Below are 16,484 nucleotides of genomic sequence, written 5' to 3'. Positions count from 1 at the left end.
CTCGATGCAATCAAGCAACGCAATGCAGCTCAAGTTCGGCGGGGCGGCGCGGATGGCCGTTGCCGTGGCGATGGCTGCGTTTGGTTCGGCGGCGCACGCGCAATCGTCGGTGACGCTTTACGGAATCGTCGACACCGCCGTGCGCTATACGACCCATGCCAATGCGGCCGGGGACGACAAGGTTCAACTCGCCAACGGCGGTCTCAGCGAAAGCAACTGGGGGCTGCTTGGCGCGGAGGATCTCGGCGGCGGCAATCGCGTTGTTTTCCAGCTGGAGAGCCGGTTCTTCCCGAACTCCGGCATGAGCGATCCCGGTTATCCGTTCTTCAACACGGCGTATGTGGGTTTGCAGTCTTCCACGCTCGGCCGGCTGACGCTGGGGCGCCAGACCAACCCGCTTGCGGATGCCGTGCTGAAAACCTACGTGAGTGCGCAGTGGTTGCCGACGGTCTACCAGTTCCGCCCGGAAGTCGCGATGGCCCAGGGCGTCTGGGCCAGCAACATGGCGAAATACATTGCGCGCTGGCAGGACATCACGCTTGAACTCTCATACGCGTTCGGCGGACAAGCCGGCGCATTCGGCGCGGGCAGCCAGATCGGCGCCTCGGTCACCTATATTCCGCAGTGGCCGTTGCGCCTCGCCGCAGGCTATCTGGACACGCGCGACGCGATCAACAGTTCCGCGCACTTCAAGGCGTGGACCGCAGGCGCGGCGTACACGTTTGCGGAAACGACCGTCAACTTCGGCTGGGCGATGAACCGGCAGGACGCCGGCTTTATGGGGAATTTTCCGAACGGCCCGTTCACAGCCGCGCAACTCACTGCGCTCAAGTTCAATACGTTTTCTTCGCGTGAAATGTTCTTTGGCGGCGTTTCGCAGCTGGTCGGGGACAATACGCATCTTTCCGCCAACGTGTGGCGCACGCTGCAAGAAGGCAAGAAACAAAGCGGCGATGGTAACGCCACGCAATTCCAGCTGTTGGCCGACTACGATCTCTCGCGTGCGACGAGCGTTTATGCGGAAGCCGATTACTCGTTGTACCGCGGCGGCCTGGTCGGGGCGCAACTGCAAGGTTTTGTTGGCGTCAGTGCAGCGGCGACCACCACGCAGCTCGGCATGATGGTGGGCTTGCGCCATATGTTCTGAGCGAGAGACGCGGCGCGGGCCGCGTCCGTTTTCTCGTCGAACGTGGCGCCGGCAGGGAGCGGCCGGACTCGCGCCTGCGGCATTACATCGCGTTTTCAGCTTTGCGGCGGCATTTCTTCGCCAGTCCATATAACATGCATTGAAAATGTATGTATTGGCGAGGGCGATCATGACCGTCTTTCGAATCGAAGAACCCACCCCCGCGGCTCGCGGTGGTTTCGCGCTGTGGGCGCTCGGCTTCCGGCCGTTCTATCTTGGCGGTGCGCTTTTCGGCGGCGCGGCCGTGCTGGCCTGGATGGCCGCGTATGCCGGCCACCCGTTGCCGGGTCTCGGTTCGTACCTGCCGGGCATGTTCTGGCACGTGCACGAGATGATTTTCGGCTTCGGCGCGGCGATCGTAGCGGGGTTTCTTCTGACCGCCGTGCGCGCGTGGACGTCGGTCACGCCAGCACAGGGCAAGTCGCTGGCGGCGCTTTGGCTGCTGTGGCTCGCCGGGCGTATTACCGTTGCCTACGCAACGCCTGGCGTGGCCGCCGTGGTGGACAGCCTCTTTCTTCCCGCGTGCGCGATCGTGCTGCTGCGTGTACTTATCGGCGCAAAGAACAGCCACAACATCTTCTTGCCGGTCGCGCTCGGCATGCTCGCCGCGCTGAACGTGGCGTTCCACCTCTCGATGCTGGCGGGCCGCGCGGACTGGGCGCTGCACAGCGCGTATCTCGCCGTGGGCATGCTGGTGCTGTTCATCACGATCATCGGCGGGCGCATCATCCCGTCTTTCACGGCCAACGCTGTGCCGGGTTACACGGCCCGGAGCTGGCATGGGGTCGAGCGCGCGGTGCTGCCGCTAAGCGCACTGGCGTTCGTGCTCGACGCGGTGTTCGGCTCCGGCGTGCTTGTCGCGCTAGCGGCGCTTGCGGCGGCGTGTGCACAAGGCGCGCGCATCTGGGGCTGGCGTTCGTGGCGGGTCGGCAACCGGCCGATCCTGACCATCTTGCACATCGCCTATGCGTGGATACCTGTTGGCTTCGCGCTGCTTGCGCTCGCCGCATTGGGTTTCGTCGCGCATACGCTGGCCATTCACGCGTTCACGGTGGGCGCTATCGGCTGCGCGATCATGGCGATGATCACGCGCACGGCGCGCGGACATACGGGCCGCAAGCTGGTGGCTGGCGGCTTCGATATCGCCTGCTATGGGTTGCTCGTGATCGCCGCGTTGATGCGTGTGGCGGGACCATGGCTCGCGCCACAGTGGCTCACGTTCTGGATCGAAGCTTCAGGTGCATGCTGGGTCGTTGCGTTCGCGGCCTATTGCTACCGCTACGCCGGCTGGCTCATCGCGCCGCGTGCCGATGGTAAGGAGGGCTGACCCTTCGGCCTTGCACACAGCGTGTTGCGCGAGTATGTTGGTTGGCCTGGGCTTGCCGCGCGTTGCGCCCCGGGCCCGCCGACGTAGGAGGGGGCAATGCATCACTGTGTTCAGATCGCAGCCACAGCCTGTCTCGTCTTTGTAACCACCGTGCAGGCTCAAACGTCAGCTTCCACGCCGCCGGATGCCGCTGTGCCGGAGCGTATGCCTTACGATATTCCTTACGGTTTGCCTATCGGGCTCGATGCGGCGAAGCATCTGCTCGCACTCGCTGAGGCCGAGGCGCGCAAGCACGACTGGAAAATGAACATCGCCGTGGTCGATCCACATGGCGATCTCGTCGCATTCGAACGCATGGATGGTGCGCAATACGCCTCCGTCGAGGTTTCCCAGAACAAGGCGCGCACCTCCGCGCGCTTTCGCCGTGAGACGCGCGTTTTCTACAACCAGTTCGAGAGCGGTCATGCCTACGTGGCCACGCTCGACCATGGGCTCGTGGCCTCGCCCGGTGGCTTCCCGCTGGTCGAGGACGGCAAGTTGATCGGAGCGATCGGCTGCAGCGGTGGCACGGGCGATCAGGACGCCGTAACGTGCAAGGCCGCAGCGTCCACGGTGAAGTGAGCGCTCGACGCACTGGTATTCCGGCAGTCAATGCGGCGAACCGTATCCCTGCACGTTCAGCAGATGCTCGCGCATGCAGCGCGCGGCGGTTTCGCCGTCGCGCTCGAGAATCGCATCGACGATGGACTGGTGCTGCTGCGCGAAATGATGACGCGTAGCCTGGTCCGTGGTCTTTTCACGCTGGGTTGGCTTGACCCGCATGCCGTTGATCACTTCCATGAGGGCAATGATCGCGGGATTGCGCGAGGCCTGCGCGATCAGCAGGTGAAAGCGCTGGTCCCATAGTTGCCACTCCTCATCGTTTTTTGCTGTCGCGTTTCTTTTCACGCATTTCTCCAGCTCGGTCAGATCCTCGGGCGTGGCCTTCGCCGCGGCAAGACCGGCTAATGCCGGTTCGAACATGAGGCGCATCTCCGCGATGTCGGCCGGGCTCGTGCGCGAACGCAGGCCGCGCAGCGTGGGCGCGAATTTCAGCGGCCGCGCGCCCAGGTAGGTGCCGCGTCCCACGCCGCGCCAGATTCGGCCCGACGCCTCCAGCGAGGCAAGCGCCGCGCGCAGTTCCCGGCGGCTCACGCCCAGGTCCTCGGCGAGCTTGCGCTCGGGCGGCAACGCGTCGCCGTCTTTCAACCGGTGTTGTGCGATGTAGGCAAGCAGGCTGTCGAGCGCGGATCTTTCCATGGTGCGATGTGAACCATTAAGTATTGGTTCGATTCTAGCAGCCAGGCTGTCGCGCGCAAGACACGAGGTCTCAGGGACTGACGAAAGCTGGCATAAGCGCGTAAATTTAAGGGTTAACACCGGGTGCGGCCAAAAATCTTCCTTCGTAAGCTGATCGTGACGGATTGTGGAACCAATGGTGAATGGTTCGGCAGAAGTTCGAACCTTTCGCACAGGGAGTGGAAGATGTCTTTTACAACGCGTCCGGAACTGATCGGGACCTTCGGGATGGTGGCCTCCACGCATTGGCTTGCCAGCGCGTCGGCGATGGCGGTGCTCGAGAAGGGCGGCAACGCGTTCGACGCGGCCGCCGCAGCCGGCTTCGTGCTGCAGATTGTCGAGCCGCATCTCAACGGTCCCGGCGGCGAGTTGCCGGTCGTGTTCTACAGCGCGCGGGAAGACCGCGTGCGCGTGTTGTGCGGCCAGGGTGTGACGCCCGCGGCCATGACGATCGAGCGCATGCGCGCGCTCGGGCTCGAAGTCGTGCCGGGCACCGGCTTGCTGCCCGCCGTGGTGCCGGGCGCGTTCGGCGCATGGATGACGATGCTGCGCGACTACGGGCAACTGCCGCTCGAAGACGTGCTGAGCTACGCGATCGGCTACGCGGAGCACGGTTATCCGGTTCTGCCGCGCATGTGCGCGTCGATTCTCGCGATCAAGGACTTCTTTCTCAGCGAATGGACGACCTCCGCCGAGCAGTGGCTGCGCAACGGCGACGCGCCTGCACCGAACGAGCTGTTTGCGAATCCCGCCATTGCGGCCACGTACCGCCGCATCCTGCGCGAGGCGAGCGCGAAAAGCGATCGCGCCGAACAATGCGAACTCGCGCGTTCGGCGTTCTATCGCGGCTTCGTGGCCGACGCCATCGACCAGTATTTCCGCTCGACCGACGTGCTCGACACCTCGGGCCGCCGCAATCGCGGCTTGCTCAATGCTGACGATCTCGCGCGCTGGGAGCCCACTTACGAGGACGCGCTCTCGTACGACTATCAAGGCCTGCGTGTGCACAAGACCGGACCGTGGGGCCAGGGGCCGATGTTCCTGCAACAGCTCGCGCTGCTCACGGGCTTCGATCTGGACGCGATGGATCCGTTCGGCCCGGATTTCGTCCACACGGTCATCGAAACGTCGAAGCTCGCCTTTGCCGACCGCGACGTGTTCTACGGCGATCCTCGCTTTGCGAACGTCCCGATGGAGACGCTGCTGAGCGACGCCTACAACGACGAGCGCCGCCGTCTTGTCGATCCGCACAAGGCCTCATTCGAATTCCGTCCGGGCGCACTGCTCGACAGCGAAGCGCGCGCGGCGCGCATTCTGGCGAACGCGGGGCGGCAGCAGCCCGGCGGTTTCGGCCAGGGCGAGCCGACGTTCGCGCCGCTACCCGAATTGCGCGGCGACACCGTGCATCTCGACGTGGTCGATCGCTGGGGCAACATGGTGTCGGCCACGCCGTCGGGCGGGTGGCTGCAGGCGTCGCCCGCGGTGCCCGGCCTCGGCTTCAACATCACCACGCGCGCGCAGATGTTCTGGATGGAAGAGGGCCTGCCTTCGTCGCTCGGTCCGGGCCGCCGTCCGCGCACGACGCTCTCGCCCACGCTCGTCACGCGCGAGGGCAAGCCCTACGCCGCGTTCGGCACGCCGGGCGGCGATCAGCAGGATCAGTGGTCGATGCAGCTGTTCCTGCGTCACGTGCATGCGGGCATGAACCTGCAGGCCGCCGTGGACGCCCCTTCGTTCCAGACGGCGCATTTTCCCGGCTCGTTCTATCCGCGCTCGATGCAGCTCGGCAAGATGTCGGCCGAGTCGCGCTTTCCCGAAGCCACGCTCGCCGAACTGCGCGCGCGCGGCCACGACCTCACCGCGGCCGAGGCGTGGGGGCTCGGGCGCGTCTGCGCGGTGGGCATCCGCAACGGCCTGATGCGCGGCGCGGCAACGCCGCGCCAGATGCAGGCCTACGCGATTGGCCGCTAAACACGTGCCACGCTCAACCGGAACCGACTGACCATGTCCACCGTCCCTGCCAGACTCGAAAGACTGCCGCTCGCTGGCTTCCACCGCAAACTGCTGCTGATCGGCGGGCTTGGCTATATGTTCGACGGGCTGGACTCGTCGTCGCTTGCTTTCTTGCTGCCAGTCGTGAGCAAGCTCTGGCATTTGACGAGCGCCGAAACGGGACTCGTCGCCAGCAGCACGTATATCGGTTATTTTTTCGGCGCGTTCCTCTCCGGCGTGCTGGCCGACGTGATCGGCCGACGCCGCATCATGATGAGCGCGCTGGCCATCTATTGCGCGGCATCCATGGCGAGCGCCACCGCGCAAGACTGGCACACGTTTTTCGCGCTGCGCATACTCGCGGGTTTCGGCTCGGGCGCGGAAACGGTCGTGATCGCCCCGTTTCTTGCAGAATTCGTGCCGCGTCGCTATCGCGGCATGTTCTGCGGCGCGCTCGTCGGCTTCATGTCGTTCGGATATCTAAGTTCATCGATTCTCGGCTATACCGTCGTGCGCAATTTCCCAGACGGCTGGCGCTATCTTGCCGTGTTGACTTCGCTGCCGGTGGTGATGCTGCTCTGGTGGCGCAGAACGCTGCCCGAGTCGCCGCGCTGGCTCGAAAGCCGCGGACGCTCCGCCGAGGCCGACACTATCGTGCGGGCCATCGAGTCGCGCTACGAGCAAGAGGGGATTGCGCTGGCGCCGGTTGGCTCGACAGGCGCGATTCCGGCCGTGGCGCAGGGCAGTGGCAGTGCGCTGCAAAACGTGCTGACGCTGTTCTCGCGGCGGCTCGTGGGCACGACGGCGGTGAGCTGGCTGATGTGGTTTTCCGTCGCCTTTGCGTATTACTCGTTCTTCTCGTGGATTCCGAGCCTGCTGGTCAAGGAAGGGTTGACGCTCACGAAGAGCTTTGGCTATTCGATCGCCATCTACGGTGCGCAGATTCCCGGCTATTTCTCGGCGGCGTGGCTCAACGAACGCATTGGCCGCAAAGGCGTCGTGGCCTCTTATATGACGCTCGGCGGCCTTGCCGCAATTGCGCTGGCTTTCTCGCATACAGGCGTGCAGATCACGGTGGCAGGCGTGTGCCTCTCGTTCTTCATGAATGGCGCTTTTGCGGGCGTCTATGCCTATACGCCGGAGGTCTTCCCTACGGCCGTGCGCACGACCGGCACGGGCTCTTCGTCGTCGTTCGGCCGTATCGGCTCAGTGAGCGCACCCATTCTGGTTGGGCTCGTGTACCCCGCGTTCGGCTTTTTCGGCGTGTTCGCCATGACGACCACCGTGTTGCTGGCGGGCGCGTGCGTGGTGTTCTTCCTTGGCATCGAAACCCGCAATCGCTCGCTCGAAGACATCGAGGCGAGCGGCGCGCAGGCGGGCTTCGACACGCACAAGCCGCTCGCCCGCGACGGGCTGCGAGGCTGAGCGCACGCCTTGCTCACTTCCCTACGTCCCATGCAAACGCCCCTTTCCCTCGCGAACGAACCCTATGCGCTGCAGCGTGAAGTCGCCGATCTCGCGCGCCTTTCGCGCGTGATTCGCCAGCCCGGGCAACCGGATGCGATTTTTCGCGAAGTGTGTGCCGTCGCCGCCGAAGCGATCGGTTTTCGCCTCTTCACCATCATGGCCTACGACGCCGGGAAGCAGGAGGTGGAGCGCCTGTTCACGAACATGCCGGACGTCTACCCACCGGGCGGACGCAAGAAGAAAAGCGGCACGCCATGGGCGCAACGTATTCTTTCGGATCTCGAACCGTTTCGCGCCACGACGCCGCAAGGCCTGCGTGAAGCCTTCGACGATCACGCGGTGATGACGGCGATGGGCCTCGGCTCGATTCTGAACATACCGGTTGCCTATGATGGCCGCTGTGTCGGCACGATGAACCTCACGCACGTAGAGGGCTGGTACACCTCGCAACACGAAGAAACGGGCCTGCTGCTCGGCGCGTTTCTCGCGCCTGCGCTAGTTGCGCACGGCATGTCTTTTGCGGCCCATTCAAGCCTTTGATTGCAGGACCTTTGTCGATGAACACAACGACATCCGCAGGAAACGCCAACCGTTGGCTGCTCGTCTTCGCGCTCGGCTATCTCGCGCTGCTGGTGGACGGCGCGGACGTCATGATGTACGGCCTCACGCTCACGCGCATCAAGACTGAATTCGGCTTGACCAATGTCGAAGCGGGCGCGCTCGGCAGCCTGACGCTGCTCGGCATGGCGATTGGCGGCATTCTGGGCGGCTGGGCGAGCGACTCGTTCGGTCGTGTGCGCGTGGTGGTCTGGGCGATGATGCTGTTCTCGGTGGGCGCGGGCCTGCTCGGTCTCACGCACAGCTTCCTCGAATTCGCAGTGGTGCGCTTCATCAGTTCGATGGGTATTGGCTGCATGGTGCTGGTGAGCACGCTCGTGGCCGAGTACGTGCCCATGGCGCGGCGCTCGCTGATACTTGGCGTGCTGCAAACAGCGATTTCGGCGGGCTATATCACCGTGATCGCGCTCAGCACCTGGATCCTGCCGCACTATGGCTGGCGCATGCTGTTTTATATGGCGGCTGCGCCCGTGGTGCTCGCGGTGGCGATTCACTTCTTCGTGCCCGAGCCGCCGAGCTGGCGCATGAGCGAGGCCGCGGCGCGCCCGAGCGGCCGCCGCTGGCACGACAACCGCTACGCGTTGATTTTCGCGGACCGCCAGGCGCGCAGGATGTTCATCTTCTGGTCGCTTGCTTCCGTGTTTGCGCTCTCCGGGTTCTATGGCCTGAACAACTGGCTGCCCACGTATCTGGAGAGCGAATTGCACATCAAATTCAGCGCGATGACGGGGTACATGACCGCGACGTGGGTCGTTGCGTTCATCGGCAAGATCGTGGCGGGCTGGCTGGGCGACCGCTGGAGCCGGCGCGGCGTGTACGTGCTCGGCTGTATCGGCGCGGCCGTCTTTCTGCCCGTCATCGTGCTATTGCACACCCGCGAAAACATCGCGTGGCTGATGCTCGTGTTCGGCTTTCTTTATGGCGTGCCGTTGGGCACGATCGGCACGTTCATGTCGGAGAGCTTCGAAACGCGTATTCGCGGCACGGCTGTTGGCGGCTCCTATAACGTGGGGCGCTTTTGTTCGGGCGCGGCCCCTGTCGTGATCGGTTATATCGCCACGCAGTTTTCGATCGGCATGGGCTTTCTTGTGGTTGGCGCGGTGTTTTTCCTGAGCGGCGTGATGGCGCTTTTCATTCCGGATCGCTTGCACGATACGAGCAAGGGCGATCCGGGGCAGGCGAGTGGGGAGGTGCAGCAGGCGGCGTTGGCTACGGCGGCGGGCAGGGGGTGATGCGTAGCGCTTGTGCAATGCCGGTTATGACAACACCGGCCTGAAAAAGCTCCGCTCGTAACTCACGATACAACGCGTATCGGTGGCATAACGAAACGCGGCCTGGCACTCGGCGTCTTGCATCGAATCGGCGCGGTACGTTTCATAGGCCGCGAGGCTTGGAAACGAAAAGAGCGCGAGCGCGATATTGTTGGCGCCTTCGGAGGGCAGGAAGTAGCCGTGATGCTTGCCGCCGAACTTTTCGACGAGCGGAATCCACATTTTGGCGTACGTTTCGAACTCTTCGAGCCGGTATGGATCGATGACGTAACGCAGGTAGCAGGTAATCATGGGTCTTTCTTTGGGTTGTTGAAGAGCGGTGTGCACCGCGACTCACCTGGAGGTCACGCTTGCGCGATCTCCAGCAGCTTCGCCACGGTATTCATGTTGCGCGACGTGCCAGCTTTCGCCGCAGCGATTTTGAGCTTCGAACGCCCGATGCCGTCCTTGTAAAACACATAGATCTCGCGCTCACCCAGGCGCAATTCTTCTGCGTTCTGGCCGCTCACATGGTCGAGTGCGTCCGCGGGCGGCGGTATGTCGAGAAAGATGGCGACCGTGCGATCCGGCGCGGCAGCCGGAAACGGATTACCTTGCAGCACCGCGGCGAATTCCGTGGCCGTGCGCACCACAACGCCAACGGACTTGCCGGCATAAGCCTCCAGGCTCTGCTCGAGCTTCTTTTTCACCGATGCTTCGGCCAGCCCGCTCTCGAACACCACGTTGCCGCTCGCGATATAAGTGCGCACGTGCGTGAACCCGAGCGCTTCGCACATGTCGCGAAGTTCGGGCATCGGGAGCTTGCCGGTTCCGCCGACATTCACGGCGCGCAGAAGGGCGATATAGACAGGCATGGATTTGATCGAGAAACGGCAAGTTAGTCGGGGCGCCGCAAGTCCGTTGCGCCGAGCCCGTCGTTTGCCACGATGGCAGGGCGCCTTCTCGCGTTGATCGCCACGAAGAGCGCCATCAGCACCATGAAGGCGGCGAGCAGCAAGGCACTGTTGACGAGCACGTGCGCATAGCCGAGCTGCCCGACGTCGATGAACGGGTACGGATAGAAGTCCGTCTCGCTGCCGCGCCAGAAGGTGATGGCGAGATAGCCCAGCGGATAGACGAGCCAGGCGAGGCGATCGCGAGCACCAAGGGTGAGGCGCGGCACGAACAGCAGCCAATATGCCGCGCATAACAGCGGAATCAGGGTATGCAGGCTTTCGTTGAGCAACGCGCGATATCCGTGCGGCGTCCAGAGATGACGCAGCAACACATTGTAAGCAATGCCAACGAAGACGATGTACACCGTTACGGCGCTCACTGTGCCCGGAGCCCTAAAGAAGCGTGCCGGCCACGCGCGCAGGCGCAGCGCGATGCAGGTGAAGGTGAGCGCGACGAGCAGCACCGTGAGATTGGTCAGGTAGGCCGAAAGCCGGCCGATGGCCTCGAACGTATCGAAGCCGCGCAGCACCATGCGCTCAATCGTAATGTCGGTTTGCGCGGCAAGCGCTCCCCACGCGAGCAGTGCGATCACACCCGCCAATGCGGTGGCGTAAGCGCTTTGGGAGAGCGGCGCGGCAGCGGCGGGTAGCGGTTGTTCGGACATGCAGCGATGGTAGCGCACAAAGATCGCGCGCGCCTGACGCCGTTTCTCCTGCGTCAGCAGGCTATTTGCCGTCAGCGCGCTGCGCAGCCGAAACGAGATACAGGCGCACGAGATCGCGAAGCTCGGCCATCAGCACGGCCCGCGCCGAGGGCTCTTCGTTGGCGATGTTCGCGACGCCCTTGAGCATATGGATCAGCACGATCGCCATGACTTTTGCTTTGGCTGGCTTGAGATGCACGATCGCGCGGCTCAGGATGGCGGCCACGCCTGAGCGCATCGCCTCGCGAAAGCGCTTGCGGTGGTCGTCGCTGCCGCTGCGGGCGTCGACGAGAGCGACGGCAAAGCTGCGTTGCGACTGCAACAGCAGCACGAAGTCGACGAGCGCATCGGCTACGGCCTCGAGTGTCATTTCCGGGACCTGTTGCTCGAGTTCGGCGAGTCCGTTCCTCGCCTGCTGCGCGTAGCGCAGCAACAGCGCCTCGGCCAGCGCCTCCTTGGTGGGGAAGAAGCGGTACAGCGAGCCCGTTGCCGTGGACGAGCGCGCCGCGATTTCGGTCATGGTGGCCGCGTCGTAACCCCTCTCGGTGAATACGGTGACGGCGGCGTCCATGATCGCGGCCACCCGCTGGCGGCCCCTTTCGCGTTTGGGTTCGGTTGGCCGCGCGGGTTGCGCGACAGGCGTGGAGGGCGTCATGACGAAATCTTCAAATGCGGGCATATGAGAGGAATTCCTCGCATATTAGCATGATAGATTTCATGCCGATTCGAGCGGCATCTAGACGTACGGAATCATTCCATCCGAACCGGATGAATTGACTTATGCGAGGCGACTCTCTACTATTATTTGTGAGGGTATCCTCGCATTTCAGCGCGGCGATCGCCGCCGATGCGCCATCCCGCTGCCCCTTCCCGCTGGTCCGTTCGAGGTTACGACATGCCGTACGTTTGGCTCTTTTTTGCCGGTGCGTTCTTTTGCAACGCGGTCCCGCATCTGGCTTCCGGCCTGCAGGGGCTGCCTTTTCCCACACCCTTCGCGCGTCCGCGAGGGCGAGGCGACTCGTCGCCCGTTGTGAACGTGGTTTGGGGCTTCGTGAATATCGCGATCGCGGTGGCGCTTGGCATGCGCCCGCTCGAACAGCCTGTCACGCGTGAAGACCTCGTCGCGGTGCTGGCCGGCGCGCTCGTCATGGGGCTTTTTCTTGCGTTTCATTTCGGCGCGGTTCAGAGAGAAAAGCACGCCGATTAAGGGCCGAAGCAGGCTGCGGCAAAACCGTGAAAAAACAGTTGCGCAGATTAGGGGAAAACCCTATACTGCATTCGTCTCCTCCATGTCTCCTCCTGATATGGATTCAGCCCGCTCTCTGAAGCGGGCTTTTTCTTTTCTGGCGCCGGTTCGTGCGCGCCGCGAGCCGTCCGCGCCAGTCATTCTTTTACGAACACAAAGTCGCATTTGCGCGCCGTCGTGCGCGAACCGCTACCTGAAGTCGCGTCGAACTGTGCGCTGACTTCGTACGAATAGGGCGCTTTGGCGTTGGCGTGGCCCATCGCGTAGGGCGATGGTGCGGCCAGACCCTGGGCGACGAGGGTGGCCGACCCGTCGGGTTCGAGCTTGCCGTCCAGCGTGAGCCAGCCACCCGCATCTCTTTCGCCGTGCTCACCGTGCAGGACGTTTTCCTGGATTTCGGCCGGAAATTGATAGCGGTAGCCGGATGTGCCCGCGGCACCTTTGGGGCAGGTGAGCGTCACGTTCCAATTGCCGTCGAAGGTGCCTGCGGCGTGTGAAGCCGGTGTTCCCGCAAGGCCCGCGCAGACGGTCATGCATTGCACAGCCAACGTTAATTTTCCTGCCCCCATTGCCGCTCCCGTTATCGAATCATCTGGCACTATTCTGAGCGCAAATGGCGTGCCGGTATGGGCGCCGTCGCACAGTCCGTTTCGCCGCCGCGCCGCCGCTGGACCGGACTCGCGCAAGCTTGGCGAATTTTCATTTACGCAACTAACTGCCTAACCCGGCCACCGCGCTCGAATTTGGCCCGCGCAACTGGAAAACATCCGCCATTGGCGTGCATGACACCCGTCTCCAGGGCGCGCGGCGCAAACGCCAGGCGCGCGCCGTGGCCGCGACGACGGCTAACCGGCCCACTCCTATCGCCGGGCGAGATTGCGCCTGAGCGCCTCGCAACCCGCATCCGTGAGCGGCTCGACCATCTGTATCCGCTCGTCGGGCTTGAAGTCGCTGATCCAGACCACGCGGCAACGTTGCGGCGAATCCGGCATCACCTGGAGCGTCGCGTGATGATGCTCGAATCGTCCGCCGCCCACGGTGTAGGCGAGGCGCATGTGCGCGTCGTCCACGCCTATCACGCGTTCTTCGATCACCGTGCCGTTGGCAAACGTGACCCAGCGTATCTCGTTTTCCATGCGCGCCTCGGTCAGCACGCCGGCGAATACGTGTGCGACGTTGGCGGGATCGCGCAGCGCGGCCCATACGTCATCCGCCGCGGCTTCAACGAGAATGTCCCGGTAGACGGTAGCCATGGCACTTGCCTCCTTCGTTTTTATGACGAGTGCATCGTGCGCGCGCAAAGCGCGGTGGTCCTGGGAAATCTTGACGTCGCTTTCAGATCGATGCGGCGGCGACTCGTCCCGCCGTCAATGTGCGTGCCGATGGTGCACGTCGGGGTAGTGCGCGTGGCTATGCGTGATCGGCGCGTGACGGTGCGCATGCGTGTGCGGCTCCGTGCCGTCCCACGCGAAATCGTGCTCGTGCTGATGGTGTTCGTCGTGCCGGTGAGCGTGGGTGTGTTCGAGCGGCTCGTGCGTGTGCGTGTGGTCATGCCGCTCGCGCACATGCAGCCAGACGCCGAACGCCATGAGCGCGAGCGCGAGCCAGAAAGCGAGCGCCGGGCGCTCCGGCCACAGCAGCAAGGAAAGTGCCACGCCGAAGAGTGGCGCCACGGAGAAGTAGGCGCCGGTGCGCGCCGTGCCGAGATGGCGCAGTGAGACGACGAAGAGCACGAGGCTCACGCCATAGCCCGCGAACCCCACGGCCATGGCGCCGCCGGTTGCCTGCCACGCGGGCCAGTGCGCACCCGCGGCGAGCGCAATGCCGATATTCACCGGACCGGCCACGAGCCCTTTGGTGCAAGCGACGACCATCGCGTCGTTGGTCGAGACCTTGCGGGTGAGGTTGTTGTCGATGGCCCAGCACAGGCACGCCAGCGCGACGAGCAGCGAGCCAGGCGCGATGCCCGCCGCAACGCCGGACACCGCGCCGGGCCAGGAGAGCAGCACGCCGCCCGCCACGATCGCCAGCATGCCTAGCGCAATCTGCGCATCGAAGTTTTCGCGAAAGCAGACCCATGCGATGAGCGCCGTCAGCACGCCTTCCAGGTTCAGCAGCAGCGCGCTCGTGGCGGCGGGCGTGGTGTTCAGGCCGAGCATGAGCAGGGCGGGAGCCGCCACGCCGCCCGCGGCGATCGCGCCGGCGAGCCACGGCAATTCGGCGAGGCGAAGCGGATCGTGTGCGGGTGCCGAGTCGCCACGGCGCGCCGAGAGTCGGCGCAACAGCAGGACGACCGCGAGGCCCGAGCCGCTGCCGAGATAGAAGAGCCCCGCGAGCATGAACGGCGACACGCTGCCGAGCAGCGCCTTGGCGAGCGGCGTGGTGATGCCGAACAGGGCGGCGGCGAGCAGCGCCGTGAAGATGGTGTGCCGATGGGACTTCATCGCAGGCTCGAAGCGGAAAGACGACGAAAAAAGCGTAGGAGAAGCGCGATGGGCGCGCAAGCGTGCTAGATGGTCGGGGAACCATAAATCATTAACTTGGGCAGGATATAAACGTCGATTCTTGCTTATTTGCGCCGTGTTTTGAGGTTGACACGGATCGGTGGTCATCAGATAAGTCCGTAGTCTTTATGAAAGGTACATTACTTACCGAAGCCTGCAAAATATGCCGGATTTGACGTCCCTGGCATCGGGATCTGACGCGAACAGAAATCCGCAGTTCGGTGACAAGAAAGCTCGCAGCGAGGGTGAAGTTCATGGTGCGTCGCACAATTGCAATGCTATTAAGCTATCGATGTACTCTCGGCGATATAGTGAGTGATTTGCGCCGTGCTTCAAGTTGGTGCAAACCATCTGCCGTTTGCTAGAGACGGCTGCTTGAGCTGCTTAGGCAGTCGATCACTCGCCGGCTGACACCCATTGCTCGACCGTAAGCCTCTCCAAGCCGCCGGCCAAGGGCTCCTGCGGCCACTTCCTTGCTAACAGTTCAACAGGCTCGCCCATCACTTCGCCGGTTTCGGGGGCAAGATGCCGTGACCTGCCTTTTCGCGAGCAAGCGTCGAACGATGGCGAGGAGGTTTTTTGCGCGATACAAGCGCATCTAACTCGGCAATCCTGAGGTTATTGGAAGCAATCCCGATGTCCGATAACGAATCGGCGAGCAAGACGATCAGCAAGTCCAGTCGCGACCGTTCACGTAGGCAAATTGAGAGCGCAGAGGTGCGAAATTGACCGGTGTTCGCTGGCATGCACCCGTGTAGGCAGCGTGCTCATAAGCGCGCAAATACCGGATGACTTTCCAGGCGACACTACGCCCGCGTCATTGGCAGGGGCGCAACTGAAGCTTGCCGCGCGGAGAATCGCCGGTCGAGTTTTCGTGGGGATGACGGCGCGAGAAAGATATGAGCGATGGGACGTTTGCGAAGACCTCGCGCGGCAGTTGGTATCTAAAACGCTCAGGGACGCCGAGAAATTTCCCGGGAATTCAAGTGACGTTACGCTCAGGCGCGTGCGACGCGCTATTGAAGGTAAGGAATGGACGACCGTTGTGGAAACAGATTGGTTGTTGGAGCGGCTTCGAGTTTTGCTAGGGTGGTAGTGGCATCCATAGACCTGCTCTTCTCGCCGCGTATCTCGCACAGTCTCCACGCCCATCCAATCGCACCTATCGAATGTGCGGTTCCGCACAGTTGCCTGCTATTTGGACGTTTCAAATAGCCGAAGCCGACAAGAGGCACGAAAATCTGCCTCTGCTTTTTGTGGTTCGTCACGGAGTGAGGGGCGTCGGCAATCAAGCCATGCGCTCAGCAACGACGTCGGAGGTTATATGACTTCAATGAAGTCGGAGAACGGAGGCGCGTGGCCGATGTTTTTCCTCGTTTGGATGAAGGAGATTGCTGACTCCTTTTCCTACGCGCCCAAGCACCTTCAGCAATCTATCAATCCATGGACCTTTAACGGGCTTGTAATCAATGAGAAGAATTCCAGGAATCCAGCGGCCGAGCGGGCAATTGTGAGTGAAGTCAGCTATGGGCAGCAATTGGGTCGGGTCGAGGACGTTGTTGAAGCAATCATCAATGGCGCACCTCCAGAAGACGAAGCGTTTGGCGCCTTTGCGAAGATGCGGCAGAAAATCGCGGACATCAAGACCGACAGCCGGAAAGAGCGATTCGAGGCAGTTTTGGCGGACCTCAAGCAAATGAAAACGGACGATAAAAACGGGTACGAGGCCTGCATGGAGAGCATTCAAGCGTTACGGCGTGAGAAGTAAAAGGCGCGCTGCCTGGCTTAATGCCGCTTCCACACGATAGCCTACCTTCGCGCAGTGCCGCCTCGGCGAACTCGCCGAGCGATTCGTCTTTGCGCTGCACAGCAGAGCAGCGGGAAAACGGACCCTTG

General features: G+C 62.9%; 17 protein-coding genes. 9 read left to right on the top strand and 8 right to left on the bottom strand.

Annotation, left to right across the window (positions count from 1 at the left end; all coding sequences use genetic code 11):
* Positions 1-4 precede the first annotated feature (4 nt).
* From U5A65_RS22715 to U5A65_RS22705, 3 genes are all read left to right on the top strand, one after another.
* Positions 5-1,147 carry a porin gene (locus U5A65_RS22715; RefSeq protein ID WP_321910020.1) on the top strand — a complete coding sequence of 381 codons (1,143 nt, stop codon included), beginning with the start codon at positions 5-7 and terminating at the stop codon, positions 1,145-1,147.
* A gap of 169 nt (positions 1,148-1,316) precedes the next feature.
* Positions 1,317-2,513, top strand: a complete 1,197-nt coding sequence (locus U5A65_RS22710; RefSeq protein ID WP_321947513.1) for an NnrS family protein — start codon at positions 1,317-1,319, stop codon at positions 2,511-2,513.
* 204 nt (positions 2,514-2,717) lie between these two features.
* A complete protein-coding gene (locus tag U5A65_RS22705; RefSeq protein ID WP_321947511.1) occupies positions 2,718-3,134 on the top strand; it encodes a heme-binding protein in 417 nt (138 codons plus the stop codon).
* A 27-nt stretch (positions 3,135-3,161) separates the two neighbouring features.
* On the opposite strand, the gene U5A65_RS22700 is transcribed toward U5A65_RS22705, so the two are convergent.
* Entirely contained in the window at positions 3,162-3,812 is a 651-nt protein-coding gene (locus tag U5A65_RS22700) for a FadR/GntR family transcriptional regulator (protein WP_321910015.1), read from the bottom strand.
* Positions 3,813-4,037: 225 nt separating this feature from the next.
* Here U5A65_RS22700 and U5A65_RS22695 point away from each other — a divergent pair, with 225 nt between their 5' ends.
* Genes U5A65_RS22695 through U5A65_RS22680 form a run of 4 tightly spaced genes read left to right on the top strand, consistent with a single transcriptional unit; the run spans position 4,038 to position 9,160 of the window.
* A complete protein-coding gene (locus U5A65_RS22695) occupies positions 4,038-5,822 on the top strand; it encodes a gamma-glutamyltransferase family protein (protein ID WP_321947509.1) in 1,785 nt (594 codons plus the stop codon).
* Between the two features lie 33 nt (positions 5,823-5,855).
* Positions 5,856-7,268, top strand: a complete 1,413-nt coding sequence (locus U5A65_RS22690) for an MFS transporter (protein WP_321947508.1) — start codon at positions 5,856-5,858, stop codon at positions 7,266-7,268.
* A gap of 30 nt (positions 7,269-7,298) precedes the next feature.
* The gene (locus U5A65_RS22685) at positions 7,299-7,850 is read left to right on the top strand and encodes a GAF domain-containing protein (RefSeq protein ID WP_321947506.1); all 552 of its coding nucleotides are present in this window, start codon (positions 7,299-7,301) and stop codon (positions 7,848-7,850) included.
* A 17-nt stretch (positions 7,851-7,867) separates the two neighbouring features.
* Complete coding sequence (locus tag U5A65_RS22680; RefSeq protein ID WP_321947504.1) at positions 7,868-9,160, top strand: MFS transporter; 1,293 nt, start codon at positions 7,868-7,870, stop codon at positions 9,158-9,160.
* Between the two features lie 24 nt (positions 9,161-9,184).
* Here the strand turns inward: U5A65_RS22680 and U5A65_RS22675 are convergent, their stop codons facing one another.
* From U5A65_RS22675 to U5A65_RS22660, 4 genes are all read right to left on the bottom strand, one after another.
* On the bottom strand, positions 9,185-9,490 hold the full coding sequence (locus tag U5A65_RS22675) for an NIPSNAP family protein (protein ID WP_321947502.1): 306 nt from the start codon (positions 9,488-9,490) through the stop codon (positions 9,185-9,187).
* 53 nt (positions 9,491-9,543) lie between these two features.
* Positions 9,544-10,053, bottom strand: coding sequence for a DUF1697 domain-containing protein (locus U5A65_RS22670; RefSeq protein WP_321947501.1), 510 nt, complete (start codon positions 10,051-10,053; stop codon positions 9,544-9,546).
* A 23-nt stretch (positions 10,054-10,076) separates the two neighbouring features.
* Positions 10,077-10,799 (bottom strand): Pr6Pr family membrane protein, encoded by a 723-nt coding sequence (locus U5A65_RS22665; protein ID WP_321910002.1) that lies wholly within the window; start codon positions 10,797-10,799, stop codon positions 10,077-10,079.
* A 61-nt stretch (positions 10,800-10,860) separates the two neighbouring features.
* The gene (locus tag U5A65_RS22660; RefSeq protein ID WP_321947499.1) at positions 10,861-11,517 is read right to left on the bottom strand and encodes a TetR/AcrR family transcriptional regulator; all 657 of its coding nucleotides are present in this window, start codon (positions 11,515-11,517) and stop codon (positions 10,861-10,863) included.
* A 216-nt stretch (positions 11,518-11,733) separates the two neighbouring features.
* Here U5A65_RS22660 and U5A65_RS22655 point away from each other — a divergent pair, with 216 nt between their 5' ends.
* Positions 11,734-12,045 carry a hypothetical protein gene (locus tag U5A65_RS22655; RefSeq protein WP_321947497.1) on the top strand — a complete coding sequence of 104 codons (312 nt, stop codon included), beginning with the start codon at positions 11,734-11,736 and terminating at the stop codon, positions 12,043-12,045.
* A gap of 176 nt (positions 12,046-12,221) precedes the next feature.
* Here the strand turns inward: U5A65_RS22655 and U5A65_RS22650 are convergent, their stop codons facing one another.
* From U5A65_RS22650 to U5A65_RS22640, 3 genes are all read right to left on the bottom strand, one after another.
* Entirely contained in the window at positions 12,222-12,653 is a 432-nt protein-coding gene (locus U5A65_RS22650; protein ID WP_321909997.1) for a hypothetical protein, read from the bottom strand.
* A 291-nt stretch (positions 12,654-12,944) separates the two neighbouring features.
* Entirely contained in the window at positions 12,945-13,337 is a 393-nt protein-coding gene (locus U5A65_RS22645) for an SRPBCC family protein (protein WP_321947496.1), read from the bottom strand.
* Positions 13,338-13,451: 114 nt separating this feature from the next.
* Positions 13,452-14,528 (bottom strand): DMT family transporter, encoded by a 1,077-nt coding sequence (locus tag U5A65_RS22640; RefSeq protein ID WP_321936505.1) that lies wholly within the window; start codon positions 14,526-14,528, stop codon positions 13,452-13,454.
* A gap of 1,384 nt (positions 14,529-15,912) precedes the next feature.
* Here U5A65_RS22640 and U5A65_RS22635 point away from each other — a divergent pair.
* Positions 15,913-16,356: a hypothetical protein gene (locus tag U5A65_RS22635; protein WP_321909993.1), complete on the top strand. Its 444-nt coding sequence runs from the start codon at positions 15,913-15,915 to the stop codon at positions 16,354-16,356.
* Positions 16,357-16,484 lie beyond the last annotated feature (128 nt).

It is taken from the genome of Paraburkholderia sp. J10-1, assembly GCF_905220165.1.
Lineage (GTDB): Bacteria > Pseudomonadota > Gammaproteobacteria > Burkholderiales > Burkholderiaceae > Paraburkholderia.
The sequence above is the reverse complement of the archived record's forward strand: the minus strand, read 5'-3'. Positions and strand labels throughout refer to the sequence as shown.

Bases quoted from the DNA above. Each gene is read 5' to 3' on its own strand.
- U5A65_RS22715 (WP_321910020.1), top strand. From the start codon at position 5: ATGCAATCAAGCAACGCAATGCAGCTCAAGTTCGGCGGGGCGGCGCGG.
- U5A65_RS22710 (WP_321947513.1), top strand. From the start codon at position 1,317: ATGACCGTCTTTCGAATCGAAGAACCCACCCCCGCGGCTCGCGGTGGT.
- U5A65_RS22705 (WP_321947511.1), top strand. From the start codon at position 2,718: ATGCCTTACGATATTCCTTACGGTTTGCCTATCGGGCTCGATGCGGCG.
- U5A65_RS22700 (WP_321910015.1), bottom strand. From the start codon at position 3,812: ATGGAAAGATCCGCGCTCGACAGCCTGCTTGCCTACATCGCACAACAC.
- U5A65_RS22695 (WP_321947509.1), top strand. From the start codon at position 4,038: ATGTCTTTTACAACGCGTCCGGAACTGATCGGGACCTTCGGGATGGTG.
- U5A65_RS22690 (WP_321947508.1), top strand. From the start codon at position 5,856: ATGTCCACCGTCCCTGCCAGACTCGAAAGACTGCCGCTCGCTGGCTTC.
- U5A65_RS22685 (WP_321947506.1), top strand. From the start codon at position 7,299: ATGCAAACGCCCCTTTCCCTCGCGAACGAACCCTATGCGCTGCAGCGT.
- U5A65_RS22680 (WP_321947504.1), top strand. From the start codon at position 7,868: ATGAACACAACGACATCCGCAGGAAACGCCAACCGTTGGCTGCTCGTC.
- U5A65_RS22675 (WP_321947502.1), bottom strand. From the start codon at position 9,490: ATGATTACCTGCTACCTGCGTTACGTCATCGATCCATACCGGCTCGAA.
- U5A65_RS22670 (WP_321947501.1), bottom strand. From the start codon at position 10,053: ATGCCTGTCTATATCGCCCTTCTGCGCGCCGTGAATGTCGGCGGAACC.
- U5A65_RS22665 (WP_321910002.1), bottom strand. From the start codon at position 10,799: ATGTCCGAACAACCGCTACCCGCCGCTGCCGCGCCGCTCTCCCAAAGC.
- U5A65_RS22660 (WP_321947499.1), bottom strand. From the start codon at position 11,517: ATGCCCGCATTTGAAGATTTCGTCATGACGCCCTCCACGCCTGTCGCG.
- U5A65_RS22655 (WP_321947497.1), top strand. From the start codon at position 11,734: ATGCCGTACGTTTGGCTCTTTTTTGCCGGTGCGTTCTTTTGCAACGCG.
- U5A65_RS22650 (WP_321909997.1), bottom strand. From the start codon at position 12,653: ATGGGGGCAGGAAAATTAACGTTGGCTGTGCAATGCATGACCGTCTGC.
- U5A65_RS22645 (WP_321947496.1), bottom strand. From the start codon at position 13,337: ATGGCTACCGTCTACCGGGACATTCTCGTTGAAGCCGCGGCGGATGAC.
- U5A65_RS22640 (WP_321936505.1), bottom strand. From the start codon at position 14,528: ATGAAGTCCCATCGGCACACCATCTTCACGGCGCTGCTCGCCGCCGCC.
- U5A65_RS22635 (WP_321909993.1), top strand. From the start codon at position 15,913: ATGACTTCAATGAAGTCGGAGAACGGAGGCGCGTGGCCGATGTTTTTC.